The sequence below is a fragment of the Lentzea sp. NPDC042327 genome (assembly GCF_040647275.1).
Lineage (GTDB): Bacteria > Actinomycetota > Actinomycetes > Mycobacteriales > Pseudonocardiaceae > Lentzea.
Genome location: NZ_JBEZBX010000005.1, coordinates 547,886 through 573,904, shown reverse-complemented (window position 1 = coordinate 573,904; position 26,019 = coordinate 547,886). Strand labels below are relative to the sequence as shown.

Genomic DNA, 26,019 nt, shown 5'->3' with positions numbered 1-26,019 from the left:
AACCGCGTGACCTGAGGAACAGGGGCGGCGCTCAGTCCTTCGTGCCGCCGGGCGGGCCCTGGCGCGTGATCAACGCGACCCGGTCGTCGGACGACACCGGCTGGCCACCGGCCTTGTTCACCGTGCCGACCAGTGCCGCGGAGTCGTTCAGCAGCTCCATCGGGCCGAGCAGGCCGTAGCCGTTCTCCTGCATGGCCGGCTCCGGCTTCCCGGTGATGGCGCCGGCGGCGTTCATCGGCAGGTTCTGGAAGCCCGCCACCTTCGACGTCGACACCCACAGCACGTCCGACAGCGACGCGCAGCCCAGGACGCCGGGCCGGTCGGTCCACCGCCACGCCGGGTCGCCCAGCGGCTTGCCCGCCGTGACGCGGTAGACCACGTCGCCGGTCGCGGCCCAGTCGGTCACCCAGATCTTCGAGGTGTCACCGGAGACGCACAGGCCGCCGGGCAGCCGCAGGCCGGACGCGATCACCGCGGAGCCCGCCGCCGGGTTGCCCTGGGCGGCCTTGCCGGAACCGTCGATGCGCAGGACCTTGCCGGCCAGCGAGTTCGGGTCGGCGGCCAGTGCCGGGTTGCCCGCGTCGCCGGTCGCGACCAGCAGCGAGCCGGTGCGGTCGCTCGCGATGGCACCGCGGTTGCCGGTCGGGCCCTTCGGGATGCCGGTCAGGATCGGTTTGGGCGCGTCGCCCGGTGCGATCCGCAGCACCCGGTTGTCCGTGGCGGTCGTCACGTACACGTAGGCGAGCTGGTCCTCGGCGAACGTCGCCGAGATCGCGAGCCCGGACAGGCCGCCGTCGGAGGAGGCGTCCACGTCGACCTGTGCGACGAGGACGGGGTCGGCGTCCTTCGTGACCTTCAGCAGCCGGCCGCCGCGTTCGGTCGCGTAGGCCGCCACGCCACCGTTGGAGTCGCCGCCGATCGGCGCCACGCCGGTGACCGTGTTCAGGCAGGTGGCGATCACGCCGGGGTTGAAGTCCTTGCAGCCCTGCGGCGGCGGCACGCTCTGCGGCGTCGGGTTCTGGCCGTTCTGACCGGGTGCGGGCCGGAACTCGCCCGGCAGCTCCGGTCGCGGGCCCGCCTGCGGCGTCAGCTGCGGTTGCGCGCTCCAGCTCGTGGGCGGCGGCTCGTCGGGAAAGCTCGCACAGCCCCCTGCCAGCAGGCAGGCGGCGGCCAACAACGCAACGGAACGAACCACGGGACCAGGCTAGGTGCGCGACCGTGAGCCTGGGGTGAACACCTCGGAAGTGGCGAAGTCGACCGCCTCGACCCGTTCCAGCAGCAGGTCCAGCTCCTCGCTCACCACCTCGGGTGCCTCCAGCGGCAGGTAGTGGCTGCACGGCAGCACCCTCAGCCGCGCCTGCGGCAGCGCACCGGCCGGTGCCGCCATGCTCTCCGTGGTCGCCAGCACGTCGTCCCTGCCCGCCAGCAGTGTGACCGGGCACACGATCGAGCCGAGGTCCTGCCGCGGTGCCGCGCCCAGCGCGAGCGCCAGCGTGAAGTACCAGCGCCAGTCGTGCTGCAGGAACCGGCCGACGGCGTGCGTCACGGCCTTCGGGTCGCTGCTCGGCTTGACCACGCCGGTGTACCGCAGCAGGGACGTCGTCAGGTCCGTCACCGGCACCCGGTGCAGCACCTCGTCCAGCACCGGCCCCGCCTGCCGCAGCAGCCGCGTGCCGGTGAGACCGACCAGCCTGCGCACGGACTTCGGCACCATCGGCAGCATCGCGTCGAACGAGTCACCCGGCGCACCCGCCACGAGCAGCAGCCCCGCGACCCGCTCGGGGTGGCGCAGCGCGAGCTCGGCGGCGATCGTCACGCCCATCGACCAGCCCATGACCACGCACCGCTCGACACCCGCGTCGTCCAGCACCGCGAGCGCGTCCGACACGTGGTCGTCCAGCCCGATGTTGCGCTCGTCGACCGGGCGGTCAGAGCCCATCGTGCCGCGCATGTACCAGCTGGTGAGACCACCGCGACCGGCCAGCGACGGCCACGACTCCGGCCCCGAGCCGACGCCGGGGCACAGCAGCACCGGCGGTCCGTCACCGCCCGGTCGCCAGGCCCGGATCTTCGTGCCGTCCCAGGAGAGGACGTCGTGCTCCCGCATGACCGACATTCTGACGTACTTTGCAGGGGTGACGCTCACTGTGCTGGTGCCAGATGACTTCGGAGTCCAGGCGCTGTCCCGGGTGGACGGTGTCCGGCCGGTCCGCTACACCCCGGGCGAGCCGTTGCCCGCCGAGGCCGCGACCGCCAGGGTCCTGGTGCCGAAGTTCCTCGCCGGCACCGACCCGCGCGAGGTGTTCGAGCAGCTGCCGGCCCTGGAGCTGGTGCAGCTGCTGAGTGCGGGAGCGGAGAACTTCGTCGGACGGATTCCGGACGGGGTGCTGCTCTCCACCTGCCGCGGCGCCCACGGCGGCAGCACGGCCGAGTGGGCGATCGGCGCGCTGCTCGCGATCTACCGGGACCTCCTCGTCTTCGACCGGGCCAGGGCCGAGGGCCGCTGGGACTTCCACCCCACGGACACGTTGCAGGACAAGAAGGTCCTGATCGTCGGCGCCGGGGACCTGGGCGAGCAGCTGCGCCGCAGGCTGGAACCGTTCGACGCGACCGCCACGATGGTCGGCCGCACGGCCCGCGAGGGCGTGCACGGCATCGACGAGCTGCCGGAGCTGCTGCCGGGGTTCGACGCCGTCGTGATCTTCACGCCGATGACCGAGGAGACCAGGCACCTGGTCGACGCGAAGTTCCTGGCCGCGATGAAGGACCACGCGATCCTGGTCAACGGCGCCCGCGGCCCGGTCGTGGACACCGGCGCGCTGCTCGCCGAGCTGAGCTCCGGGCGGCTGCGCGCGGCCCTGGACGTGACCGATCCCGAACCACTGCCCGCCGATCATCCACTGTGGACCGCACCCGGCCTGCTGCTGACCCCGCACGTGGCCGGGAGCTGCACCGGGAGCATGCAGCGCGCCTACGCCGTGGTCGCGGCCGAACTCTCCCGGTTCGCCGCGGGGGAGCAACCGCGCAACCTCGTCCAGGGCAGCTACTAGCCCTCCCGCTGCTCCATCGGGGTGAAGTTCGGCTGCCGTTCGGCTCTCGCGCGGGCTTGCCCGGTCTCCTAGCGTGCGGGCGTGGCTACTCACGACAAAGGCTCGGGCAGTCCGAGCGCTTTCTCCGACGACTCGTTCTACTCGGGCAGCGGAGGGGGAGTGCACCACTTCGACGACGGCACCACCGGGGTCGGCGAGGGCACTTCGCCGTACGACTTCACGACGAAGGCGTTCGACACCACGGCCTACACCCCGCTGGACAGGTCCACTGTGGACAACGCCGGTGCCGGCGACGACCCGTTCGACGACCGGCGCAAGAAGTTCGGCTGGACCGCCGGTCCCGACCTCGGCCTGCTGGGCCTGCGCGCCGTGCTCGGCGGCATCTTCGTGCTGCACGGCCTGCAGAAGGTCTTCGGCCTCTTCGGCGGCCCCGGCATCACCGGCTTCGCGCAGTCGCTGGAGAAGATGGGCTACCGCGAGCCGGTCGTCCTCGCCTGGGTCACCGGCGTCACGGAACTGGCCGGCGGCGGCCTGCTGGTCCTCGGCCTCTTCACCCCGCTCGCGGCGGCGGGCCTGCTCGCGGTGATGGCCAACGTCATCGCGCTGAAGTACAAGGGCGGTTTCTTCGGCCCCAACGGCGTGGAGCTGGAGCTGGCGCTCGCGGGCATGGCGTTCGCGGCCCTGTTCGCCGGCCCCGGCCGCGCCGCGTTGGACTACAACCGCAGCTGGTTCCGCCACCCGCTGGTGGCCGGCTTCATCGCACTCCTGCTCGCGGCGGGCGGTGCGGCGCTGACGTTCTTCGTGTTCCGGTAGAAACGCGGCATGCGGAAGAACCTGACGGGAGCACTGCTCCAACTCGCCCTGCTGGTGGCCGGCATCCCGGTCGTCTACCTGGTGGCGTTCCCGTTCGGGCTCAGCGCGCGTTCCCTGCTGCCACCGCTCGGCCTGCTCGCGGGCCTGGTCGTGGCCGGTCTCATGGTCAAGAAGACGAACCAGCCCGTCAGCGGCCCGCTGACGGGCTGGCTCGTGTTCGGCGTCAGTCTGGCGCTCGCTCTCGCTCTTTAGCGACTGGGGTCCCGGACGGCGCCCGTGGACGCGTCCGTTGCCATTCGTGCGTACGCGCGCAGCGCAGCGGTCACCGGGCGGATGCGGTCGACCGGCTGCCACGGGCGCTCCGACGCCTCCATCTTCGCGCGGCGCTCGGCCAGCACCTCGTCGTCGACCAGCAGCTCCAGCCGCCGCTCGTGCACGTCGATGAGGATGCGGTCGCCGTTCTCGACCAGGCCGATCGTGCCGCCGCCCGCCGCCTCCGGCGAGATGTGGCCGATCGACAGGCCCGACGAACCACCGGAGAACCGGCCGTCCGTGATCAGCGCGCACTTCTTGCCCAGACCGGAACCCTTGAGGAACGCCGTGGGGTGCAGCATCTCCTGCATGCCGGGGCCACCGGAGGGGCCCTCGTAGCGCACGACCAGGACCTCGCCCGCCTGGATCTCCTTGTTCAGGATCGCCGAGACGGCCTGCTCCTGGGACTCGACGACCCGCGCGGGGCCCTCGAAGTGCCACAGCTCCTCGTCGATGCCCGCGGACTTGATGATCGCGCCGCGCTCGGCCAGGTTGCCGCGCAGCACGGCGAGGCCACCGTCCCTGGTGTAGGCGTGCTCGACGTCGCGGATGCAGCCGCCGGTCGCGTCGGTGTCCAGGGAGGACCAGCGGTTCGACGTGGAGAACGCCTGCGTGGTCCGGACACCGCCGGGCGCCGCGTGGAACAGCTCCAACGCTTCCGGTGACGGGTCCGAGGCGCGGATGTCCCACTTGCCGAGCCACTCCGCGAGCGTGGGCGTGTGCACCGACGTGACGTCGTCGTTCAGCAGACCACCGCGGTACAGCTCGCCCAGCAACGCCGGGATGCCACCGGCCCGGTGCACGTCCTCCATGTGGTAGTCGGAGTTCGGCGACACCTTCGACAGGCACGGCACGCGGCGGGACAGGTCGTCGATGTCCTGCAGCGTGAAGTCGATCTCGCCCTCCTGCGCGGCGGCGAGGATGTGCAGCACGGTGTTCGTCGAACCGCCCATGGCCATGTCGAGCGCCATCGCGTTCTCGAACGCCTTGCGGTTCGCGATCGACCGCGGCAGCGCCGACTCGTCGTCCTCGCCGTACCAGCGCCTGCACAGCTCCACGACGACCCGGCCGGCCTCGGAGAACAGCTCGCGGCGCGCGGCGTGCGTGGCCAGCGTCGAGCCGTTGCCCGGCAGCGAGAGGCCCAGCGCCTCGGTGAGGCAGTTCATGGAGTTCGCGGTGAACATGCCGGAGCAGGAACCGCACGTCGGGCACGCGGAGCGCTCGACCTCGGAGAGCCCGTCCTCGCTCACCGCGGGGGACGCCGACGCGGAGATCGCGGTGATCAGGTCGGTCGGTGCGACGGCGACGCCCTCGACGACCACGGCCTTGCCGGCCTCCATCGGACCACCGGACACGAACACGACGGGGATGTTGAGCCGCATGGCCGCGTTCAGCATGCCGGGCGTGATCTTGTCGCAGTTCGAGATGCAGACGATCGCGTCGGCCTGGTGCGCGTTGACCATGTACTCGACCGAGTCGGCGATGATCTCGCGGCTGGGCAACGAGTACAGCATTCCGCTGTGGCCCATGGCGATGCCGTCGTCGACCGCGATGGTGTGGAACTCGCGCGGCACGCCACCCGCCTCGCGCACCGCCTCGGCCACGATGTCGCCGAGGTCACGCAGGTGTACGTGGCCCGGCACGAACTGCGTGTAGGAGTTGGCGATCGCGATGATCGGCTTGCCGAAGTCGCTGTCCGTCATGCCGGTCGCGCGCCAGAGGGCACGGGCTCCGGCGGCGTTGCGGCCGTGGGTGGTGGTGCGAGAGCGGAGCTGAGGCACTGCTCCTCCAGATTCAGTTCAAGAAGACATGCGCGCGGGACGGCCGGGTCAGGCGTCACCAGTCTGGGGGCGGTGCCTCAAAGGTTACTCGTGCCCGTGGGCTGCACCGCCACGCAGATCGGCCGCGACCAGCAGGTAGGCCAGCGCCAGCGTGATGACGTGCACAGCCGTGCACCACAGGCAGATCTTGCCGATGATCAGGAACTCGGCCGCCACCAGGTACACCACCATCAGCACGCCGACGCCCGCCGCGCCCAGCCGCACCCACCTGAGCGGCTCGACCCGCCACGCGAACGGGAGGCAGATCACGGTGAGGAACGCGAAGAAGGCCAGCCCGAGGATCGCGACGGGGATGCCGAACAGCTCCGACTGGTCGCTGGAGGTCACCGTCTCGCAGTCCACGACCGCGTCGGCCGAGCAGACCAGCGCGTCCCGGTCGAAGTGCGCGTACGTCAGGTAAGCCGAGACCAGCAGACCCGCGACGGACAGCAGCAGGCTCAGCAGCGGAACTCGTTTGATCACTTCTCCGACTGTACGGAGTCCGGCGTTCCGGCCTCGTCAGACGCGACGGCCGGCTCGCCGGGTTCAGCCTTTCCGGCTTCCTCCTCGGCCTCGGCCGCCTGCCGCGCGGCCTTCGCCTCCTCCAGCGAGGCGCTCGGGTCCGGCACCAGGCCACCGCTGATCAACGACAGCGCCGGCAGGTGCACCATCCGCACCGCGGGCAGCGTCACCTCGGTGCCGTCGGCCCGCACCGCCTTCAGCCAGCCCTTGTCGGCGAGCCGGATGGACTTCAGCTCCGACCACTCGACCGTCGTCGAGCCGAACAGGCCGCGGGCGACGAGGCGCTCCTCGGTGGCGGTCGTGCGGTTGCGGAGCACCCAGTAGGCGTACCCGGCGGGGAACAGGTAGAGCGCTTGCAGTCCGGGAACGGTCCACGCGACGGGAGTCACGCAGATCGCGATCAAACACGCCGCGAGCAGCGCCGTTGACTGGATGCGAAAGACGAGCTTCTTCACCCGGAGGATTGTTCCACGTCCACCATCCGGGAAATGCGTCCCGCAGAGTTGACGCACTCTTGCGGGAGGGGATAACGTCCGCTTCATGCAGCGCACGCTCGTTCTCGTACTTCTCAGGCGCGTCGACGCCTGAGCCGAACAGCCTGCGTCGACGCGCGACCCTCGCACGACCCTTCTCCGGGTTGTCGAGGGTTTTTTCGTGTCCGGACCCCGATACCCACGAGGCAATGAGATGACCAGCGCACCATCGCGACAGGCTTCCGAGCCGACGTCGCCACGTCCAGGTCCGCGGCCCAAACCGGCTCCGCCCACCGGCGCGCCGATCCGGGTAACCGGTGCCCAGTCGCTCGTCCGCTCGCTTGAAGCGGTCGGCTGCGAGGTCGTCTTCGGCATCCCCGGCGGGACGATCCTGCCCGCCTACGACCCGCTGCTCGACTCCACGAAGGTCCGGCACATCCTGGTCCGCCACGAGCAGGGTGCCGGCCACGCCGCCACCGGGTACGCCCAGGCCACCGGCAAGGTCGGCGTCTGCATGGCGACCTCGGGACCGGGTGCCACGAACCTCGTCACGCCGCTCGCCGACGCGAACATGGACTCCGTGCCCGTCGTCGCGATCACCGGCCAGCAGTCGCGGCCGCTGATCGGCACGGACGCTTTCCAGGAGGCGGACATCTGCGGCATCACGATGCCGATCACCAAGCACAACGTCCTCGTGACCGACGCCGCGGAGATCCCGCGGGCGATCGCGGAGGCGTTCCACATCGCGGCGACCGGCCGACCCGGCCCGGTCCTCGTCGACATCCCCAAGGACGTGCTGCAGGAGACCACGAGCTTCTCCTGGCCGCCCGACCTGCGCCTGCCCGGTTACCGGCCGACGACCCGGCCGCACGGCAAGCAGGTGCGCGAAGCCGCCAAGCTGATCGTCAGCGCCCGCAAGCCGGTCCTGTACGTGGGCGGCGGCGTGATCAAGGCGGACGCCCACGCCGAGCTGCTGCGCCTGGCCGAGGACACCGGCATCCCGGTCGTCACGACGCTGATGGCGCGGGGCGCGTTCCCCGACTCGCACCACCAGCACCTGGGCATGCCCGGCATGCACGGCACCGTCGCGGCCGTCGCGGCGATGCAGAAGTCGGACCTGCTGGTCGCGCTGGGCGCCCGGTTCGACGACCGGGTCACCGGCCAGCTGGGCTCGTTCGCGCCGGACGCGCAGGTCGTGCACGCCGACATCGACCCGGCCGAGATCTCCAAGAACCGCCGCGCGGACGTCCCGATCGTGGGCGACTGCAAGGAGATCATCGCCGAGCTGATCGACGCGGTCCGCGCCGAGCGCGAGAACGCCAAGGCCGTCGACCTCACGCCGTGGTGGGACACGCTGAACGCGCTGCGCGAGACGTTCCCGCTCGGCTACGACTGGCCCGACGACGGCACGCTGTCGCCGCAGTACGTCATCGAGCGCATCGGCCAGCTGTCCCCGGCGGACACGATCTACACCGCGGGTGTCGGCCAGCACCAGATGTGGGCCGCGCAGTTCGTGAAGTACGAGCACCCGCGCACGTGGATCAACTCCGGCGGCCTGGGCACGATGGGCTTCGCCGTTCCCGCGGCCATGGGCATCAAGGCCGGTGAGCCGGGCCGCACGGTGTGGGCCATCGACGGCGACGGCTGCTTCCAGATGACCAACCAGGAGCTCGCCACCTGCGCCATCGAGGGCCTGCCCGTCAAGATCGCCGTCATCAACAACGGCAACCTGGGCATGGTCCGCCAGTGGCAGACGCTGTTCTACGGCGAGCGGTACTCCAACACGGATCTGGGCACGCACAAGCACCGAATCCCAGACTTCAAGCTCCTGGCGGAGGCCCTCGGGTGCGCGGGCCTGCGGGCCGAGTCGCGCGAGGAGGTGGACGACGTGATCGCGAAGGCGCTGGAGATCAACGACCGCCCGGTCGTCATCGACTTCGTCGTCGGCAAGGACGCGCAGGTGTGGCCGATGGTCGCGGCCGGCACCGGCAACTCCGAGATCATGGCCGCCCGCGGCATCCGCCCCCTGTTCGACGAGGACATCTGATGACGCACAGCGCCTGCCTCCGCACGGCAGTCGAGGATCGAAACGACGAGGACCTCTGATGACCAGGCACACGCTGAGCGTTTTGGTCGAGGACAAGCCCGGTGTGCTCGCGCGCGTCGCCGGCCTGTTCTCCCGCCGCGGCTTCAACATCGAGTCGCTCGCGGTCGGCCGCACCGAGTACCCCGAGATCTCCCGCATGACCATCGTCGTGTCGGTCGACGAGCTGCCGCTGGAGCAGGTCACCAAGCAGCTCAACAAGCTCATCAACGTCATCAAGATCGTGGAGCTGGAGCCGACCGCTTCCGTCCAGCGGCAGCTGGTGCTCATCAAGGTCCGCGCGGACGCGACGGTGCGGTCGCAGGTCCTCGAGACCGTGCAGCTCTTCCGCGCGAAGGTCGTCGACGTGTCGCCGGAGGCGGTCACGATCGAGGCCACCGGCACGTCTGAGAAGCTCGACGCGTTGTTGCGCATGCTGGAGCCCTACGGGCTTCGCGAGATCGTCCAGTCCGGCATGGTCGCCATCGGCCGTGGCGCTCGTTCCATCACCGCCACCGCGGTTCGTTAAATCCAGAAGGTAGGAAAATACTGTGAGCGTCGAGATCTTCTACGACGACGATGCCGACCTGAGCATCATCCAGGGCCGCAAGGTGGCCGTGATCGGCTACGGCAGCCAGGGCCACGCCCACGCGCTGTCCCTGCGCGACTCGGGCGTCGAGGTCCGCATCGGCCTGCAGGAGGGCTCCAAGTCCCGCGCCAAGGCCGAGGAGGAGGGCCTGGAGGTCGGTACCCCGGCCGAGGTCTCCGCGTGGGCCGACGTGATCATGATCCTGGCGCCGGACACCGCGCAGCGCCACATCTACGCCAACGAGATCGCCGCGAACCTCAACGAGGGTGACGCGATCTTCTTCGGCCACGGCTTCAACATCCGCTACGGCCTCATCACGGCACCGTCCGGTGTGGACGTCGCCATGGTCGCCCCCAAGGGCCCCGGCCACCTCGTGCGCCGCCAGTTCGTCGACGGCAAGGGCGTCCCGGCGCTCATCGCGGTCGAGCAGGACGCGTCGGGCACCGCGCAGGCGCTCGCCCTGTCCTACGCCAAGGGCATCGGCGGCACCCGTGCCGGCGTCATCAAGACGACGTTCAAGGAAGAGACCGAGACGGACCTCTTCGGCGAGCAGGCCGTCCTCTGCGGTGGCGCGTCCGCGCTGGTCCAGGCGGGCTTCGAGGTGCTGACCGAGGCGGGCTACGCCCCCGAGGTCGCCTACTTCGAGTGCCTGCACGAGCTGAAGCTGATCGTCGACCTCATGTACGAGGGCGGCATCGCCCGCATGCGCTACTCGATCTCCGACACCGCCGAGTTCGGTGACCTGACCCGCGGCCCGCGCGTCATCACCCCCGCGGTGAAGGAGGAGATGAAGAAGATCCTGGGCGAGATCCAGGACGGCACCTTCGCGAACGAGTGGGTGGCCGAGGACGACAACGGCCGCGCCAACTACAAGAAGCTGCAGCAGGAGGGTGAGAACCACCCGATCGAGGCGACCGGCAAGAAGCTGCGCGACATGATGTCGTGGGTCGACCGCCCGATCACCGAGACCGCCTGATTGGTCTGTTGGACTGATTTTCCGGACGGCCCGCGGCCCAGAGCCGCGGGCCGTTCGTCCGCATCCGCTAGCTTCTGGGGCCATGACCGACAGCGCGCCGATCTACGACAACAAAGCGCACGTGCGCGGCAACCTGGACCTGCGCAACGCCGTCTGGCAGCGTCCGCCCGGCCCGCCGTCCGAGGGCGGTGACGCCGAGATCGCCCAGGTGGAGCACACCGACGGCGCCACGTACGTGGCCATGCGCAACTCGCTGCACCCCGAGTCGGTCCTGGTGTTCACCATGTCCGAGTGGGACGCGTTCGTGGCCGGCGCGCGCGACGGGGAGTTCGACGAGCCCTGGTGACCCGTGCGGTAACCAGCGCAAACCCCGTCCCATCCCACAGGACGCCCGCAGTGACCTGAGCCACCCGCCAGAAGCCCGCGGCAGGCCCGGTGTCTATGCTCGTTAACAGTCCGGACACATTGCGGTGCCCGGTCGGCGCGGGCCTGCCGCCCCCGACCACGCCCGCGCCCCACGATCCGACCCTTCCTGGGAGCGATGTCCGTGACCAACACCAGCCGACCTGTTGTCCTCATCGCCGAGAAGCTCGCACCGTCCGTTCTGGACGCGCTCGGTGACGGCGTGGAAGTGCGCCACGTCGACGGCACCGACCGCGCGGCCCTCCTCGAGGCCGTCCAGGACGCGGACGCCCTCCTCGTCAGGTCCGCCACCCAGGTCAACGCCGAGGTGTTCGCCGCTACCCGCAAGCTGAAGGTCGTGGCCCGCGCGGGCGTCGGCCTGGACAACGTCGAGGTGCCCGCCGCCACGCAGAACGGCGTGATGGTGGTCAACGCGCCGACGTCCAACATCGTGTCGGCGGCCGAGCACGCCGTCGCGCTGCTGCTGTCGGTCGCGCGCCAGATCCCGGCCGCGCACGAGACGCTGCAGAACCACGAGTGGAAGCGCTCCAAGTTCAACGGCGTCGAGATCAACGGCAAGACCGTCGGCGTGGTGGGCCTGGGCAAGATCGGCCAGCTGTTCGCGCAGCGCATCGCCGCGTTCGGCGTCGAGCTGATCGCCTACGACCCGTACGTCTCGGCCGCGCGGGCCGCGCAGCTCGGCATCGAGCTGGTGAGCCTCGAAGAGCTGCTGGAGCGCGCCGACGCGATCTCCATCCACCTGCCGAAGACGCCGGAGACCAAGGGCCTCATCGGCGCCGAGCAGCTGGCGAAGGCCAAGCGCGGCGTCATCATCGTCAACGCCGCCCGCGGTGGCCTCGTCGACGAGGAAGCCCTCGCGGAGGCCGTGAAGGAGGGCCAGGTCGGCGGCGCCGGCATCGACGTGTTCTCCACCGAGCCCACGACCGAGAGCCCGCTGTTCAACGTGCCGGGCATCGTCGTCACCCCGCACCTCGGCGCGTCCACGGCCGAGGCGCAGGACCGCGCGGGCACCGACGTCGCGAAGAGCGTGATCCTCGCGCTCGCCGGCGAGTTCGTGCCGGACGCCGTCAACGTCCAGGGCGGCGCGGTCGGCGAGGAGGTCCGCCCGTACCTGCCGCTGGTGCAGAAGCTCGGCACCGTCCTCAGCGCGCTCTCGCCCAAGGCGCCGACCAGCGTCACCGTCGAGGTGCGCGGCGAACTGTCCAATGAGGACGTCGAGATCCTGCCGCTGGCCGCGCTGCGCGGTGTCTTCTCGAAGGTCGTCGAGTCGCAGGTGACGTTCGTGAACGCGCCGAGCCTCGCCGCGGACCTGGGTGTGAGCGTCGAGCTCACCAAGGAGACGGAGAGCCCGAACCACCGCAGCCTCGTCACGGTCAGGGCCGTGCAGGCCGACGGCACGACGAACAGCGTCTCCGGCACCGTCAGCGGCATCGCCCAGGTCGAGAAGCTGGTCAACATCAACGGCCGCAACTTCGACCTGCGCGCCGAGGGCACCGTGCTCCTGCTGGAGTACCCGGACCGCCCCGGTGTCATGGGCACGGTCGGCACGCTGCTCGGCGAGGCCGGCGTGAACATCGAGGCCGCGCAGATCAGCCAGACCGGCAGCGACGCGGTGATGGTGCTGCGGGTGGACCGCCCGGTCGACACCGCCGTGCTCGACCCGATCGGTGCCGCCGTGGGTGCGCGCACGGTCCGCTCGGTCGACTTCGGATAGTCACGACAAACCGGGAGGGGACCGCAAAGTCCCCTTCCCGGTTCTGTCGTCCTTCACAACGAAGTCGTAACAGGCAACTACCCGTAGACAACATTCATACTTTCGGGGCAATCGCAGACACACGATCAGCGATTAGCGTCCCAGCGAGGTTGACCCGGTGCCGTCGAGGGCGCGGCACTGCGTGTTCGGGTCGAAGGCACACACCTCGGTTGGGGCAACGTTGTGAAAAGACGATCAAGCCTGGTGGTGTTCTCCGCCATCACCACACTGCTGATCGCACCCGCCACCGCACCGGCGCAGGCGCAGGGCGAACCGCTCGCGCAGCCGGTCAAGGGTGCTCAGGGGCTCGACGCGAAGGCGTTGCAGCTCAAGGTTTCTCCCAGGCTGAACCAGGCCGGCCAGGTCACCGCGTTCGTCGCGCTGGACCGCAAGCCCGCCGTCGACGCGTTCGCGGAGAAGCAGGGCCAGGGCAAAGAGGCGCAGAAGCAGGCCGCCAAGCAGGCGAAGAACGACACGTCGGCCGCTGTCGACGGGGTCGTCCGCGAGCTCACGGCCAAGGACGGCGCCACCAGGGAGGTGTTCCGCACCTCCAACGGCGTTCCCGGTGTCGTCGTGACGGCGGACGCGGCGAAGGTGCGCGAGCTGGCCCAGCGCTCCGACGTCGTCGCGGTCTACCCGGTCGTGCCGAAGAAGCGCGACAACTCGAACGCGGTGCAGCTCACCAGGGTCGTCAACACCTGGCAGCAGTACGGCAAGCTCGGCGACGACGTCCGGGTCGGCATCATCGACACCGGCGTCGACTACACGCACGCCAACTTCGGCGGCCCCGGCACGGTCGAGGCGTTCAAGGCCGTCGACCCGCGCAAGGCCGACCCGAACTTCCCGACCGCGAAGGTCGTCGGCGGCTACGACTTCGTCGGCGAGGACTACGACGGGGAGAGCAAGGACCCGGCGATCAACACGCCGAAGCCCGACCCCAACCCGATCGACTGCAACGGCCACGGCTCGCACGTCGCGGGCACCACGGCCGGCTTCGGTGAGAACGCCGACGGCAGCACGTTCAAGGGCGACTACACCAAGCTGACCGCCGACAGCCTGAACGCGATGAGGATCGGCCCCGGCACCGCGCCGAAGGCCCTGGTCTACGCGCTCAAGGTCTTCGGCTGCGACGGCTCGACCAACGTCACCTCGCAGGCGCTCGACTGGTCGCTCGACCCCGACGGCGACGGCGACTTCTCCGACCACCTCGACGTGGTCAACCTGTCGCTCGGCTCCGACTACGGCGCCCCGGACGACCCCGACAGCCTCTTCGTGAAGAAGCTGTTCAAGGTCGGCGTCATGCCGGTCTTCTCCGCGGGCAACGGCGGTGACCTCTACGACATCGGCGGCTCGCCGGGCAACACGCCCGAGGCGCTGACGGTGGCGTCGGTGCGCGACTCCTACGTGCTGCGCGACGGCGCCGAGGTGCCCGGTCAGGGCCTCAAGGCCGGTCAGTACAGCCAGAACTTCACCGGCTACCCCGGCTACGACAAGACGCTGCCCGCGGTGAAGCTCACGCAGGCGGGCAACCTCGACGGCTGCCAGCCGATCACCGACGCGGTCGCGGGCAAGTTCGTGTGGCTGGAGTGGGACGACAACGACGCGACGCGCCGCTGCGGTTCCGCCGCCCGCGCGAACAACGTGCAGGCCGCCGGTGGTGCCGGTGTGCTGCTGTCGTCCACGCTCAACAACTTCGCGGCCGGCATCGCGGGCAACACCGCCATCCCGATGTTCCAGTTCACCGGTGACGCCACCGCCCAGGTGCGCCCGGCGCTGAACGCGGGCACGCTGACCGTCCGCCTCGCGGGCGAGCTGCGCACCTCGACGCCGACCTACGACCAGTCCATCTCGGACACCCCGAGCTCGTTCACCAGCCGCGGCACCCGCGGTCAGTCGATCAAGCCGGACGTCGCGGCGCCCGGTGACACGATCTCCTCGACCGCCGTGGGCTCCGGCAACGACCGCTCGGTCATCTCCGGCACCTCGATGGCGTCCCCGCACGTCGCGGGCATCGCGGCCCTGGTGCGCCAGACGCACCCGGACTGGACGCTGGAGGAGGTCAAGGCCTCGATCATGAACACCGCCGGTGCGGACGTGAAGGAGAACGGCAAGACCTTCGCGCCCAACCGGGTCGGCACCGGCCGCGTGGACGCCAAGTCCGCGCTGGACAACCAGGTGCTGGCGTTCGTCGAGGACGACCACGGCTACGTGAGCGCCAACTTCGGCACCGTCGAGGTCTCGAAGCCGGTCTCCAGGAGCAAGACCATCAAGATCGTCAACAAGTCCACGAAGCCGGTGGAGTACAAGGTCGGCTACACCGCGGCCACGACGATCCCCGGCGTGAGCTACGTGCTCTCGCAGGACAAGGTCAAGCTGAGCCCGCGCGGCGTCGCCCGCGTCAAGGTGACGCTGAAGATCGACGACCCGAAGGCGCTGCGCAAGACGATCGACCCGACCGTCGCGACGACGCAGCTCGACACGCCGCGCCAGTTCCTCGCGGACGCCTCCGGTCGCGTGACCCTCACGCCGACCGCCGGTGCCGTGGTGCCGCTGCGCGTGTCCGTCTACGCCGCGCCCAAGCCGGTGGCCGACATCAGCACCTTCCCGTCGCTGCGGTTCCGCGGCGGCGACAAGCAGGCCGTGCTCAACCTGAACGGCCGCGGCGTCGACCAGGGCACCGGCTCGCAGGCGTACCGCTCGCTGGTCAGCGTCCTGGAGCTGCAGGCGTCCTCGCCGAAGCTGCGCGACTGCCGCCGCAACGTCACCGAGAACTGCGCGCTCAACGAGACCGCCAAGGGCGGCGACCTGCGCTACGTCGGCGCGGCCTCCACGGCCCCGCTCGCCAAGGCCCAGGGCAGGCCGGAGGAGGCGCTGCTCGCGTTCGGTGTCGCGACGTGGGGCAACTGGTACAACCTCGGCGTCAACACCGTCCCGTTCATCGACATCGACACCACCGGTGACGGGGTCGCGGACTTCGAGACGTTCGCGACGCGCCTGACCGACACCGACCTGCTGGTCGCGACCACCGTCGACCTCAAGACGGGCCTGGAGGTCGACATCCAGGCGGTCAACAACCAGTGGGGCGACGTCGACACGAACACCGCCGACACCAACGTCGCGGTCCTGCCGGTGCTGCTCACCGCACTCGGCATCGACCCGGCGAAGGACACCTCGCGGATCTCGTACACCGCCGGCACCACGGGCTACTACGTGGCGCCGGGCAACGCGAACGGCCTGATCGACGTCATCGACCGCCCGCTGTCCTTCGACCCGCTCAAGCCGGGTCTGTGGGTGCAGGGCGGCGGTGACGCGGCGCTGTCGTACCTCGCGAAGCCGGGCACCGCGCTCGTGGTGAACCGGGACGCGAAGGCCCTGGAGCTCGACAAGTCCGAGGGCCTGCTGGTGCTCAACCACCACAACGCCACCGGCGACCGCGCCTCTGTCGTCACCGTGCGGGCCAGCGGCCGCTCCTAGCCCCTTCTCCTCCGACGTTTGCTGAAGTCCACGCGGGGACCTTTCGTACTCTCAGAGAGTACGAAAGGTCCCCGCGTGCGTTCCGGGGGAAGTGGGGTTACTGCGTGGAACTGCCGGGCGTCACCCCTTGACGCGACCCTGTTCCTGCGATCGAGTGACACTCGAAAGCGCGGAATGGGCCGTGTGGGTGTCCCGCAGTACGGGAGATAACACCCCGATGGGGTGTCCGGCATGCGGCGAGCGGCCGTGGTGCCGGTAACCTTTCGCGGAGGAAAGTAGTCCCACCAATTGGGGACTGACACCTGGGAGGTGTGTGGATGCGGCTCGCAGTGATCCCAGGAGACGGGATCGGGCCCGAGGTCATCGCTGAGGCCCTGAAGGTCCTCAACGAGGTCGTTCCGGCGGCCGAGATCACTCGCTACGACCTCGGCGCGGCGCGCTGGCACGCCACGGGAGAGTTGTTGCCCGAGTCGGTGCTCGGTGAGCTCCGCCAGCACGACGCGATCCTGCTCGGAGCGGTAGGCGATCCGTCGGTGCCGAGCGGAATCCTGGAGCGCGGCCTGCTGCTGCGCCTCAGGTTCGAGCTCGACCACCACGTGAACCTCCGCCCCGCCCGTCTCTACCCCGGCGTCCGCAGCCCGCTCGCGGACCCGCCGGAGATCGACATGGTGGTGGTCCGCGAGGGCACCGAGGGCCCGTACGCGGGCAACGGTGGCCTGCTGCGCAAGGACACCCCGCACGAGATCGCCACGGAGGTGTCGCTCAACACGTCGTTCGGCGTGGAGCGCGTGGTCAGGGACGCCTTCGCGCGCGCCTCGGCCCGTCCGCGGCGGCACCTGACGCTGGTGCACAAGACGAACGTCCTCACGCACGCCGGCTCGCTGTGGTCGCGCGTGGTCGAGGAGGTCTCGTTGCAGCACCCGGACGTGACGGTGGCGTACCAGCACGTGGACGCGGCCACGATCCACCTGGTCACCGACCCCGCCCGGTACGACGTGATCGTGACGGACAACCTGTTCGGCGACATCCTGACCGACCTCGCCGCCGCCGTCACGGGCGGCATCGGCCTGGCCGCGTCGGGCAACATGGACGTGACGCGGCGCAACCCGTCGATGTTCGAGCCGGTCCACGGTTCGGCACCGGACATCGCGGGCCAGGGCATCGCCGACCCGACGGCCGCCGTGCTGTCGGTCGCGCTGCTGCTCGACCACCTCGGCGAGCACGAGGCGTCGCGCCGGATCGAGGCGTCCGTGGCGTTCGACCTGGCGACCCGCGACCACCAGTCGCCGGGCGCGACGTACGCGATCGGCGACCGCCTGGCCGCCCTCGTGTCCTCGAACGTCCGCACGGGCTGACCGTTGTAGTGCACGCGGGGAGCTTTCGTACTCTTGTAGAGCACGAAAGGTCCCCGCGTGACATTCACAGCTGGGCGGTGGACTCGCGCCAGGCGCGCTCCTTCTGGATCCACTCGTTGTCCTGCGGAAACTCGTCGATCGTCGGCACGCGGCGGATCTCGGTCTTGAACCCGGGCCCGGCCATCGGCATCCGCTTCGCCCACTCGACCGCCTCCTGCAGCGAGGACACGTTGAGCAGGTAGAAGCCGCCGAACAGCTCCTTGGTCTCGCCGTACGGGCCGTCCGTCACGATCGCCGGTTCGGCGGAGAAGTCGACGACGACGCCCTCGGACGGGTCGGCGAGGCCCTCGGCGGCGAGCAGCACCCCGGCCCGGATCAGCTCGTCGTTGAACGCGCCCACGACCTCCAGCATCTTGTCGAAGTCGAGCTCGCCCATGTTCGCGTAGGCCTCGTCGGTGGCGCGCATGATCAGCATGTACTTCACGGTGGTCTCCCTGCGTTGTGCCCTGCTCGCTGACGTCCACAGGTCGAACGGGCACCCCGCCGGATCGACATCACAGCGGAGAAATTTTCGAACTTCCTGTTTGCGCAGGTAGGGTCACCTGAAGTCGTGCGTGGGGGAAGACCGGTCGAAGTCCGGCGCTGACCCGCAACGGTAGGTCCCCGGCCAGGGGACGAGCCCGAATGCCCGCACACGGCAGACATAGGACTCCAACTCCTGCCGTGGACTGCGGGAAGGGCACATGTGATCGGGAAGATCAGCGCGCTCGTCGGCGTGCTCGTCGTCAGCATCGTGGCGGGCGTCGCGCTCGGCCCCGTCTCCGTCCCCTTCGGCGTCACCGCCGACCTGCTGTGGCAGGCGGTCACCGGCGGCACCGTGCCCGCCCACCTCGCCGGGCAGTACCACATCGTCTGGAACATCCGGCTGCCGCGCGTGCTGCTCGCCGCCGTCGTGGGCGCGGGGCTGAGCGCGGTCGGCGTCGCGATCCAGGCGATGGTCCGCAACGCGCTGGCCGACCCGTACGTGCTCGGCATCTCCTCGGGGGCGAGCGTGGGTGCCACGGCGGTCGCGACGATGGGGGTGCTGTCCGGGCTCGGCGTGTACGCGCTGTCGACGGGGGCGTTCCTCACCGGGCTCGGTGCCACCGCGCTCGTCTACCTCACCGCGCGGTCGAGCGGGGCGCTCACGCCGTTGCGGCTCGTGCTGACCGGCACCGCGCTCGCCTACGGGTTCTCGGCCGTGGCGATGCTGCTGGTGTTCCAGGCACCGCACGGGGAGGCGGCGCGGGCGGCGATGTTCTGGCTGCTCGGCAGCCTCGGCGGGGCGGACTGGAGGTCGTTGCCGGTCGCCACGGTCGTGACCGCGCTGGGCATCGCCTACCTGATGGCCAAGGCGCGGCCGTTGAACGCGCTGGCGATGGGCGACGAGACCGCGACCACGCTCGGGGTGAGGGTGAACCGGTTCCGCACGCACCTCTTCGTCGTCACCGCGGCCATGACCGGGGTGCTGGTGGCGGTCAGCGGGGCCGTCGGGTTCGTCGGGCTGATGCTGCCGCACCTCACGCGCATGGTCGTGGGCGCCGACCACCGCAAGGTGCTGGCCCTGGCACCGCTGGCGGGTGCGAGCTTCCTGGTGTGGGTGGACGTCGCCGCGCGGATGCTCGCCGCACCCGAGGAGCTGCCGCTCGGCGTCATCACGGCCGCGCTGGGCGTGCCGTGCTTCATCTTCCTGATGCGCCGCAGGGCGTACGTCTTCGGAGGCCGCTGATGCGCGTCGAGGTGCACGACGTCACCGTGCGGAACATCATCTCCGGCATCACGCTGCACGCCTGCGACGAGGTGGTCGGCATCGTCGGGCCGAACGGCAGCGGCAAGTCGACGACGTTGCGCTGCGTCTACCGGGCGCTGCGACCGGACGCCGGCGCGGTCCTGCTCGACGGCGAGAACGTCCACAGGCGACAGGGCCTCGCCCGCGACCTCTCCGCGCTGACCCAGGAGTCGCAGGTCGAGTTCGACTTCACCGTCACCGAGGTCGTGGAGATGGGCCGGCTGCCGCACGACCGCGACCCCGTGCGCGACGCCGCTGTCGTCGCCGATGCTCTGGCCACAGTGGACGTCGGGCACCTCGCCGCCCGCAGCTTCCTCAGCCTTTCCGGCGGGGAGCGCCAGCGGGTGCTGATCGCCCGCGCCATCGCCCAGCAACCCCGCGTGCTCGTGCTCGACGAGCCGACCAACCACCTCGACATCCGCCACCAGCTCGACGTCCTCGCGCTCGCGCGGGGACTCGGCGTCACCGTCCTGACCGTGCTGCACGACCTCAACCTCGCCGCGTCGTACTGCGACCGCCTCTACGTCCTCGACGAGGGCCGGGTGGTCGCCTCCGGCACCCCGGCGGAGGTCCTCGTGCCCGAGCTCGTCGCCAAGGTCTTCCACGTCACCGCACACGTGGTCGCCCACCCCACGACAGGAGTCCCCCAGCTCCTGTTCGACCAGGAGGTCACCCCGTGAGAACCGCACTCGTCACCGCCGCCCTGCTGCTCGTCTCCGGGTGCGGCGCCACGGTCGCGCAGGACACCTCCGCGACCGAACCCGTCACCGTCACCAACTGCGGGCAGCAGGTGACCTACGACAAGATTCCGTCCAAAGTGGTCACCAACGACACCGGCATCACCGAGCTGATGTTCGCGCTGGGCCTCAGGGACCACATGGCCGGCTACGTCGTCAACGGCATCGACACCGTCGACGTGCGGACCTCGCCGTGGAAGGCCGACTTCGACAGCGGCAAGCACCTGTCCGACAAGATCTCCAAGGAGGTCGTGCAGGGCGCGAACGCCGACCTCGTGTTCGCCGGCTGGAACTACGGCTTCAGCGAGAGCACCGGCTTCACCCCGGACGCGTTGCGGCAGCTCGGGATCGCCACCTACCAGCTCACCGAGGCGTGCCGCAACGGCGTGGGCAAGCAGCGCGGCATCATGCCCGCCCTCGACGCGCTCTACACGGACCTGCGCAACCTCGGGAAGATCTTCCGGGTCGAGGCCAGGGCCGAGGAGCTGGTCAAGGGCTACCAGCAGCAGATCGAGAACGCCGGCAGGCTGATGGCCGGCAAGCCGCGGCCCAAGGTGTTCCTCTACGACAGCGGCCAGGACCAGCCGTTCACCTCCGGCAGGAACGCGGCCCCGCAGGACGTCATCTCCAAGGCCGGCGGCGACAACGTCTTCGGCGACCTCAACGACAGCTGGACCACGGTCAACTGGGAGGCCGTCGTGCAGCGCGACCCCGACGTCGTGCTCATCGTGGACTACGCCGACGGCGAGGCGAACACCCCGCAGGAGAAGCAGCGGTTCCTGGAGGGCTACGCACCGCTGCAGAACTCGCCGGCCGTGCGGAACAAGCGGTTCTACGCGCTGCCGTACGCCGCACTGGTCGAGTCGCCGCGCAACCCGGCCTCCATCGAGGCCTTCGCGCGGTACCTGTCCCGGGCGTGAACCCGTGACCAGATAGTGGGAGATTTCCTCCCGTCACTTGGTACGTCGTGCTGAGCTGTGGCACCATCCCGGTCATGGCTCAGCACACCGCCATCATTATCGACGAGCGCGTCGGGTAGTCGCCGCCCCTGGCACCCGACGCGCAGACCTCTCGCATCCGCGGGGGGTCTTTTTGTTTGTCCTGGACAGGAGATGACCCGCGATGGCCGGCCCCGCCGACGAGTTCCACGTCTACGACACGACGTTGCGCGACGGCGCACAACGCGAGGGCATTTCGTACTCCGTCACGGACAAGCTCGCGGTCGCGCGGCTGCTGGACGGGCTCGGCGTCGGGTTCATCGAGGGCGGCTGGCCCGGCGCTCTGCCCAAGGACACGGAGTTCTTCGCCCGCGCGGCGGCGGGGGACCTGGAGCTCAAGCACGCCGAGCTGGTCGCGTTCGGCGCGACCCGCAGGGCCGGTGTGCGTGTGGAGGAAGACCCGCAGGTCAAGGCGTTGCTCGACTCCCAGGCACCGGTCGTCACGCTCGTGGCGAAGTCGGACCTGCGGCACATCGAGCGCGCGCTGCGCACCGACGCCGAGGAGAACCTGCGGATGGTGCGCGACACCGTCCGGTTCCTCAAGGACAACGGCCGGCGCGTCTTCCTCGACGCCGAGCACTTCTTCGACGGCTACGCCTTCTCCCCGGACACCGCGCTGCGCGTGCTGGAGTCCGCTGTGGAGGGTGGCGCCGACGTCGTCGTGCTGTGCGACACGAACGGCGGCCAGCTGCCGCTCGGCCTCGCCGAGACGGTCGCCGACGTCATCGCGAAGACCGGCTTCCGGGTGGGGATCCACTGCCAGGACGACACGTCCTGCGCCGTGGCGAACACCCTCGCCGCCGTCCAGGCAGGCGCGACGCACGTCCAGTGCACCGCCAACGGTTATGGCGAGCGAGCAGGCAACGCGGACCTGTTCGCCGTCGTGGGAAACCTCGTGACCAAGCTCGGCCTGGAGGTGCTCCCGACCGGGGCGCTGGCCGAGCTCACCCGTGTCTCCCATGCGTTGGCCGAGATCGCGAACATCGCACCCGACACCCACCAGGCCTACGTCGGGTCGTCAGCATTCGCCCACAAGGCGGGTCTGCACGCGAGCGCGATCAAGGTGGACCCGGAGCTGTACAACCACATCGATCCGGACACCGTCGGCAACGACATGCGGGTGCTGGTCACCGAGATGGCCGGTCGGGCGAGCCTCGAACTCAAGGGACGTGAGTTCGGGCTCGACCTGGCCGGCCGGGGGACCGAGGTCGGGACCGCGCTGAAGCGCGTGAAGGACCTGGAGGCGAAGGGCTGGTCGTTCGAGGCCGCCGACGCCTCCCTGGAGCTGCTGCTGCGCGGCGAGCTGTCCGAACTGGACACCCCGCCGTTCACCCTGGAGTCCTACCGGGTCGTGCTCGACCACCGCTCGGACGGCGAGATCGTGTCCGAGGCCACGGTCAAGGTGCACGTGGCGGGGGAGCGGGTCATCGCGACCGCCGAGGGCAACGGACCCGTGCACGCACTGGACGCGGCCCTGCGCAAGGCGTTGCTGCCGCACCTGTCCTGGTTGGACGCCGTCGAGCTGGCCGACTACAAGGTGCGCATCCTCACCGAACACCCCGGCACGGACGCGGTGACGCGCGTGCTGGTGGAGTCGACGGACGGCGAGCGCGAGTGGACGACCGTGGGGGTGCACGGGAACATCGTCGAGGCCTCCTGGCTTGCACTGTGCGACGCGTTGGTGCACAAGTCGATGCGTTCCGGCTCACACATCTAAGGTGTAGTACGTGCGTATTGCCAGGATCGCTCACCCGCAAGGCGTAGCTTTCGTCGCCGTTCACGGCGAGGAAGCCGCAGAGATCGCCGAACACCCCTTCGGCGAACCGACTTTCACCGGACGCAAGTGGCCCTTGGCCGACGTCAGGCTGCTCGCGCCCATCCTGCCCACCAAGATCATCGGGGTCGGCCGGAACTACGCGGACCACGCGGCGGAGCTCGGCAACGAGGTCCCCGCGGAGCCGTTGATCTTCTTCAAGCCCAACACCTCGGTGGTCGGGCCGAACGTGGAGATCAAGCTTCCGGCCGCGTCCGAACGAGTGGACTTCGAAGGCGAGCTGGCCGTCATCATCGGCCAGCCGTGCCGGGACGTGTCCAGGGCCAAGGCCATGGGCGTGGTGATGGGCTACACCATCGCCAACGACGTCACGGCGCGCGACCTGCAGAAGAAGGACGTGCAGTTCACCCGTGCCAAGGGCTTTGACACCTTTTGCCCGATGGGTCCGTTCATCGAGACCGAGTTCGACCCGTCGGACGTCCGCGTCGTCACCGAGGTCGACGGGGAGGTCAAGCAAGACGGACGTACTTCCTCGATGGTGCACGACATCCCGTCGCTCATCGAGTACGTCTCTGCGGTCATGACGCTGCTGCCCGGCGACGTGATCCTCACCGGCACGCCCGCCGGCGTGGGACCGCTGAGGGCCGGACAGACGGTCTCCGTGACTGTGGACGGCCTTGGCACGCTCACCAATCCGGTGGCAAATAGGTAGCCGTACGGAGCAATCCGGCGTTCGGCAGGTTACGCACCGGGGTACCCGCTAGTAACTTCCCGGTGTCATGACGGACCCCGCGTCCACCCGCGTGCTGCTCGTCGACGGTTCACAGCTCCTCACCGAGGGGCTGCGGATCTCGCTGCACCGCACGCACTCCTTCCGCGTTGTGGGCATCGCCCACACCGTGGCCGATGCCGCGCGCTGCCTGCGCGGCGTGCCGGTGGACCTGGTAGTCACGGACTTCGACGTGCCGGGCGCCGGACCGCTGCGCACCGTGCGGGACACGGCGCAGTACCGGCCGGACGCCCGCGTCGTCGTGCTGTCCAATGCGGACAGTCCGAGCTGGGCCCGCGCCGCGCTGGACGCCGGCGCGGTCGCCTACCTGCTGAAGACCTCACCCGTGGCCGAGCTGCTGCCGCTGATCGCGGCCGCGGTGCGGGGCGCGCCCGCCACGATCGACGCACGGGTGGGGTCCTTCGCCCGGTTGCCCGCGCGGATGCCGCCGCCCGCCTCGCTCGGCCGGCTGTCGGCGCGGGAGTTCGACGTGCTGGCCGAGATGGCGAAGGGCATGGACAACGCCCGCATCGCCCAGCGGCTCTTCATCAGCAACGACACCGTGAAGACGCACGTGAAGGCGATCCTGCGCAAGCTCGGCGCCCGCGACCGGGCCCACGCCGTGGCGATGGTGCTCGGGGAGAGCTCCGAGGCGTTCGTCACGACCTGACGATGGTCTGCGGTGCCCTGCGCGCGAAGTCCGGCGCGTGCTCCGGACGTGGGCCGATGGCCACCAGGTAGGCCGGCACGGCCTGCAGGAACGGGAACCGCCGCGCCACCCGGAGCATGAACGGCGTGCCGGTGCTCGACACCGTCTCGGTGCTGTTGAGCTTGCGCCCGAGGAACAGCCGGTGGACGGCCCGCTGCATCGTCTGGACGACCACGGTGGGGAAGAGCCTGCGGCTCCGCACCTTCGCGAGCACGGCACCCGTGACCCCGCCCTGCCGCAACGGCTTCGCGAGCAGCGCGGCCGCCGCGACCGCGTCCTGGACGGCGAGGTTGATGCCGACGCCACCGACCGGCGACATCGCGTGCGCGGCGTCACCGATGCACAGCAGGCCGTCGACGTGCCAGCGCCGCAACCGGTCCAGTTTCACGTCGAGCAGCTTGACGTCGTCGAGGGTGGTCAGGTGCCCCACCCGGTCGGAGAGCCACGGCACGAGCGTGACGAGGCGGTCGCGGAACTTCTCCACGCCCTCCGCGCGCACCTGCTCATCGGTGCCCTTGCGGATCAGGAACGCGCACTGGAAGTACTCACCGCGCGGGATCAGCACCATGCCGCTGCCCGCGCTGAACCGGCCGGCACCGCCGCGGACCGGGTCGTCCTCGGTGCGCGGCAGCCGGAACCACCACACGTCCATCGGCGCGCCGAAGCGGTACACCGGCAGCTCCACGGCGTCGCGCAGGATCGAGCCGCGCCCGTCCGCCGCGACGACCAGGTCCGCGGCGATCTCGCCCTCGTGCCCGCCGGCCCGGTCCCGGTAGGTGACGCCGGTGACCCGGCCGCCGCTCCTGGTGATCCCGGTGACCTCGGTGCTCATCCGCAGGTGGAACCGCGGCTCCAGCCGGCCCGCGTCCGCGAGCAGGTCGAGGAAGTCCCACTGCGGCACCATCGCGATGTGCCGGTGGGCACCGGGAAGCCGGTTCAGGTCGGCGATCGTGGCCTTGCGGCCGCCGTCCAGCAGCACCTCGACCTCGTCGACCAGCTGGTGCGGCACCTGCTCGAAGGCAGGCCCCAGGCCCAGCTCGTCGAGCAGCGTCAGCGTCGACGCGTGCACGGTGTCACCGCGGAAGTCCCGCAGGAAGTCGGCGTGCTTCTCCAGCACCGTCACCTCGACGCCCCCGCGCGCCAGCAGCAACCCCAGCACCATTCCCGCGGGTCCGCCTCCGACGACGAGGCAGGTGGTCCTCTCCATGTCGATCCCCTTTTTTCAACCCTCGTTGAATAAATTCAGCATGCTCCTGATCGCCATGGCCGTCAAGCCGGTCGTGCTGTGGCGGGTGTCGCGCGGTCGCGCCGCAGCTCGACAGTCCTCTGTGGACTGTCTGGTACCCCAGGCCCCGAAACCGTTGCGGCTGGTGCGATCCAGTGCGACTGGAGCTAAGGTGTCGCGCCGCTGGAACAACCGCCTTCCGAGTGGTGCCAGGGGTAGTCGAACAACACTCGTCCGGGCGATTGCATTCGGCGGCCGGACGAGTCTCACTGGTTCGTTCGGGGCCTCAAGGTCGGCTGGATCGAGCAAGGACCCACGGGAATCACCTCGTTAGCC

The 26,019-nt window shown here is 70.0% G+C and carries 23 protein-coding genes and 1 riboswitch; of the genes, 16 read left to right on the top strand and 7 right to left on the bottom strand.

Features of this window, described 5'->3' with window-relative positions; translation table 11 throughout:
• Positions 1-31: 31 nt before the first annotated feature.
• A complete protein-coding gene (locus AB0A63_RS16520; RefSeq protein ID WP_360391268.1) occupies positions 32-1,195 on the bottom strand; it encodes a PQQ-dependent sugar dehydrogenase in 1,164 nt (387 codons plus the stop codon).
• Positions 1,196-1,204: 9 nt separating this feature from the next.
• A complete protein-coding gene (locus tag AB0A63_RS16515) occupies positions 1,205-2,107 on the bottom strand; it encodes an alpha/beta hydrolase (RefSeq protein WP_360391265.1) in 903 nt (300 codons plus the stop codon).
• Between AB0A63_RS16515 and AB0A63_RS16510 the strand changes: the two genes are divergently transcribed.
• The 3 genes from AB0A63_RS16510 to AB0A63_RS16500 all read left to right on the top strand — a co-directional run bounded on the left by AB0A63_RS16510 (position 2,106) and on the right by AB0A63_RS16500 (position 4,115).
• The gene (locus tag AB0A63_RS16510) at positions 2,106-3,050 is read left to right on the top strand and encodes a 2-hydroxyacid dehydrogenase (RefSeq protein WP_360391262.1); all 945 of its coding nucleotides are present in this window, start codon (positions 2,106-2,108) and stop codon (positions 3,048-3,050) included. The genes AB0A63_RS16515 and AB0A63_RS16510 overlap by 2 nt on opposite strands.
• A gap of 81 nt (positions 3,051-3,131) precedes the next feature.
• Positions 3,132-3,863, top strand: a complete 732-nt coding sequence (locus AB0A63_RS16505; RefSeq protein ID WP_360391259.1) for a DoxX family protein — start codon at positions 3,132-3,134, stop codon at positions 3,861-3,863.
• 9 nt (positions 3,864-3,872) lie between these two features.
• Positions 3,873-4,115, top strand: coding sequence for a hypothetical protein (locus AB0A63_RS16500; RefSeq protein ID WP_360391256.1), 243 nt, complete (start codon positions 3,873-3,875; stop codon positions 4,113-4,115).
• Here the strand turns inward: AB0A63_RS16500 and ilvD are convergent.
• The 3 genes from ilvD to AB0A63_RS16485 form a co-directional block, all read right to left on the bottom strand.
• On the bottom strand, positions 4,112-5,956 hold the full coding sequence (gene ilvD / locus AB0A63_RS16495) for a dihydroxy-acid dehydratase (protein ID WP_360391253.1): 1,845 nt from the start codon (positions 5,954-5,956) through the stop codon (positions 4,112-4,114). The two genes, AB0A63_RS16500 and ilvD, sit on opposite strands and share 4 nt — an antisense overlap.
• 84 nt (positions 5,957-6,040) lie before the next feature.
• Positions 6,041-6,478, bottom strand: a complete 438-nt coding sequence (locus tag AB0A63_RS16490) for a vitamin K epoxide reductase family protein (RefSeq protein WP_360391251.1) — start codon at positions 6,476-6,478, stop codon at positions 6,041-6,043.
• Complete coding sequence (locus AB0A63_RS16485; protein WP_360391248.1) at positions 6,475-6,972, bottom strand: PH domain-containing protein; 498 nt, start codon at positions 6,970-6,972, stop codon at positions 6,475-6,477. The genes AB0A63_RS16490 and AB0A63_RS16485 overlap by 4 nt, the downstream gene beginning before the upstream one ends.
• A 232-nt stretch (positions 6,973-7,204) precedes the next feature.
• On the opposite strand from AB0A63_RS16485, the gene AB0A63_RS16480 reads away from it, so the two are divergent.
• The 7 genes from AB0A63_RS16480 (at position 7,205) to AB0A63_RS16450 (ending at position 17,643) form a co-directional block, all read left to right on the top strand.
• The gene (locus AB0A63_RS16480) at positions 7,205-9,037 is read left to right on the top strand and encodes an acetolactate synthase large subunit (protein WP_360391245.1); all 1,833 of its coding nucleotides are present in this window, start codon (positions 7,205-7,207) and stop codon (positions 9,035-9,037) included.
• Positions 9,038-9,095: 58 nt separating this feature from the next.
• Positions 9,096-9,602 (top strand): acetolactate synthase small subunit, encoded by a 507-nt coding sequence (ilvN, locus tag AB0A63_RS16475; protein WP_360391242.1) that lies wholly within the window; start codon positions 9,096-9,098, stop codon positions 9,600-9,602.
• 22 nt (positions 9,603-9,624) lie between these two features.
• Positions 9,625-10,638 (top strand): ketol-acid reductoisomerase, encoded by a 1,014-nt coding sequence (gene ilvC / locus AB0A63_RS16470; protein WP_360391239.1) that lies wholly within the window; start codon positions 9,625-9,627, stop codon positions 10,636-10,638.
• An 82-nt stretch (positions 10,639-10,720) separates the two neighbouring features.
• Complete coding sequence (locus AB0A63_RS16465) at positions 10,721-10,984, top strand: DUF397 domain-containing protein (protein ID WP_360391236.1); 264 nt, start codon at positions 10,721-10,723, stop codon at positions 10,982-10,984.
• 201 nt (positions 10,985-11,185) lie between these two features.
• Entirely contained in the window at positions 11,186-12,775 is a 1,590-nt protein-coding gene (serA, locus tag AB0A63_RS16460; protein ID WP_360391233.1) for a phosphoglycerate dehydrogenase, read from the top strand.
• 267 nt (positions 12,776-13,042) lie between these two features.
• Positions 13,043-16,288, top strand: coding sequence for a S8 family serine peptidase (locus AB0A63_RS16455; RefSeq protein WP_360391515.1), 3,246 nt, complete (start codon positions 13,043-13,045; stop codon positions 16,286-16,288).
• A gap of 317 nt (positions 16,289-16,605) precedes the next feature.
• Positions 16,606-17,643 (top strand): 3-isopropylmalate dehydrogenase, encoded by a 1,038-nt coding sequence (locus AB0A63_RS16450; RefSeq protein ID WP_360391230.1) that lies wholly within the window; start codon positions 16,606-16,608, stop codon positions 17,641-17,643.
• Positions 17,644-17,707: 64 nt separating this feature from the next.
• Here AB0A63_RS16450 and AB0A63_RS16445 read toward each other — a convergent pair whose 3' ends face one another.
• Positions 17,708-18,127 carry a YciI family protein gene (locus AB0A63_RS16445; protein WP_360391227.1) on the bottom strand — a complete coding sequence of 140 codons (420 nt, stop codon included), beginning with the start codon at positions 18,125-18,127 and terminating at the stop codon, positions 17,708-17,710.
• A gap of 83 nt (positions 18,128-18,210) precedes the next feature.
• Positions 18,211-18,354: riboswitch (cobalamin riboswitch) on the top strand.
• Between the two features lie 34 nt (positions 18,355-18,388).
• On the opposite strand from AB0A63_RS16445, the gene AB0A63_RS16440 reads away from it, so the two are divergent.
• From AB0A63_RS16440 to AB0A63_RS16415, 6 genes are all read left to right on the top strand, one after another.
• Positions 18,389-19,411, top strand: a complete 1,023-nt coding sequence (locus AB0A63_RS16440; RefSeq protein WP_360391224.1) for an iron ABC transporter permease — start codon at positions 18,389-18,391, stop codon at positions 19,409-19,411.
• Entirely contained in the window at positions 19,411-20,151 is a 741-nt protein-coding gene (locus tag AB0A63_RS16435) for an ABC transporter ATP-binding protein (RefSeq protein WP_360391221.1), read from the top strand. Before AB0A63_RS16440 ends, AB0A63_RS16435 begins: the two co-directional genes overlap by 1 nt.
• Positions 20,148-21,128: an ABC transporter substrate-binding protein gene (locus AB0A63_RS16430; RefSeq protein ID WP_360391218.1), complete on the top strand. Its 981-nt coding sequence runs from the start codon at positions 20,148-20,150 to the stop codon at positions 21,126-21,128. Before AB0A63_RS16435 ends, AB0A63_RS16430 begins: the two co-directional genes overlap by 4 nt.
• A gap of 202 nt (positions 21,129-21,330) precedes the next feature.
• Positions 21,331-22,923 carry a citramalate synthase gene (cimA, locus tag AB0A63_RS16425; protein ID WP_360391215.1) on the top strand — a complete coding sequence of 531 codons (1,593 nt, stop codon included), beginning with the start codon at positions 21,331-21,333 and terminating at the stop codon, positions 22,921-22,923.
• Positions 22,924-22,933: 10 nt separating this feature from the next.
• Entirely contained in the window at positions 22,934-23,692 is a 759-nt protein-coding gene (locus tag AB0A63_RS16420) for a fumarylacetoacetate hydrolase family protein (RefSeq protein WP_360391212.1), read from the top strand.
• Positions 23,693-23,759: 67 nt separating this feature from the next.
• Entirely contained in the window at positions 23,760-24,419 is a 660-nt protein-coding gene (locus AB0A63_RS16415) for a response regulator transcription factor (protein WP_360391209.1), read from the top strand.
• Here the strand turns inward: AB0A63_RS16415 and AB0A63_RS16410 are convergent.
• Entirely contained in the window at positions 24,409-25,665 is a 1,257-nt protein-coding gene (locus tag AB0A63_RS16410) for an FAD-dependent oxidoreductase (RefSeq protein WP_360391206.1), read from the bottom strand. The genes AB0A63_RS16415 and AB0A63_RS16410 overlap by 11 nt on opposite strands.
• Between the last annotated feature and the right edge of the window lie 354 nt (positions 25,666-26,019).

Coding starts and splice junctions, on each gene's coding strand:
- AB0A63_RS16510 (WP_360391262.1), top strand. CDS start 2,106: ATGACCGACATTCTGACGTACTTTGCAGGGGTGACGCTCACTGTGCTG.
- AB0A63_RS16515 (WP_360391265.1), bottom strand. CDS start 2,107: ATGCGGGAGCACGACGTCCTCTCCTGGGACGGCACGAAGATCCGGGCC.
- AB0A63_RS16500 (WP_360391256.1), top strand. CDS start 3,873: ATGCGGAAGAACCTGACGGGAGCACTGCTCCAACTCGCCCTGCTGGTG.
- AB0A63_RS16480 (WP_360391245.1), top strand. CDS start 7,205: ATGACCAGCGCACCATCGCGACAGGCTTCCGAGCCGACGTCGCCACGT.
- ilvN (WP_360391242.1), top strand. CDS start 9,096: ATGACCAGGCACACGCTGAGCGTTTTGGTCGAGGACAAGCCCGGTGTG.
- AB0A63_RS16465 (WP_360391236.1), top strand. CDS start 10,721: ATGACCGACAGCGCGCCGATCTACGACAACAAAGCGCACGTGCGCGGC.
- AB0A63_RS16450 (WP_360391230.1), top strand. CDS start 16,606: ATGCGGCTCGCAGTGATCCCAGGAGACGGGATCGGGCCCGAGGTCATC.
- AB0A63_RS16435 (WP_360391221.1), top strand. CDS start 19,411: ATGCGCGTCGAGGTGCACGACGTCACCGTGCGGAACATCATCTCCGGC.
- cimA (WP_360391215.1), top strand. CDS start 21,331: ATGGCCGGCCCCGCCGACGAGTTCCACGTCTACGACACGACGTTGCGC.
- AB0A63_RS16415 (WP_360391209.1), top strand. CDS start 23,760: ATGACGGACCCCGCGTCCACCCGCGTGCTGCTCGTCGACGGTTCACAG.
- AB0A63_RS16410 (WP_360391206.1), bottom strand. CDS start 25,665: ATGGAGAGGACCACCTGCCTCGTCGTCGGAGGCGGACCCGCGGGAATG.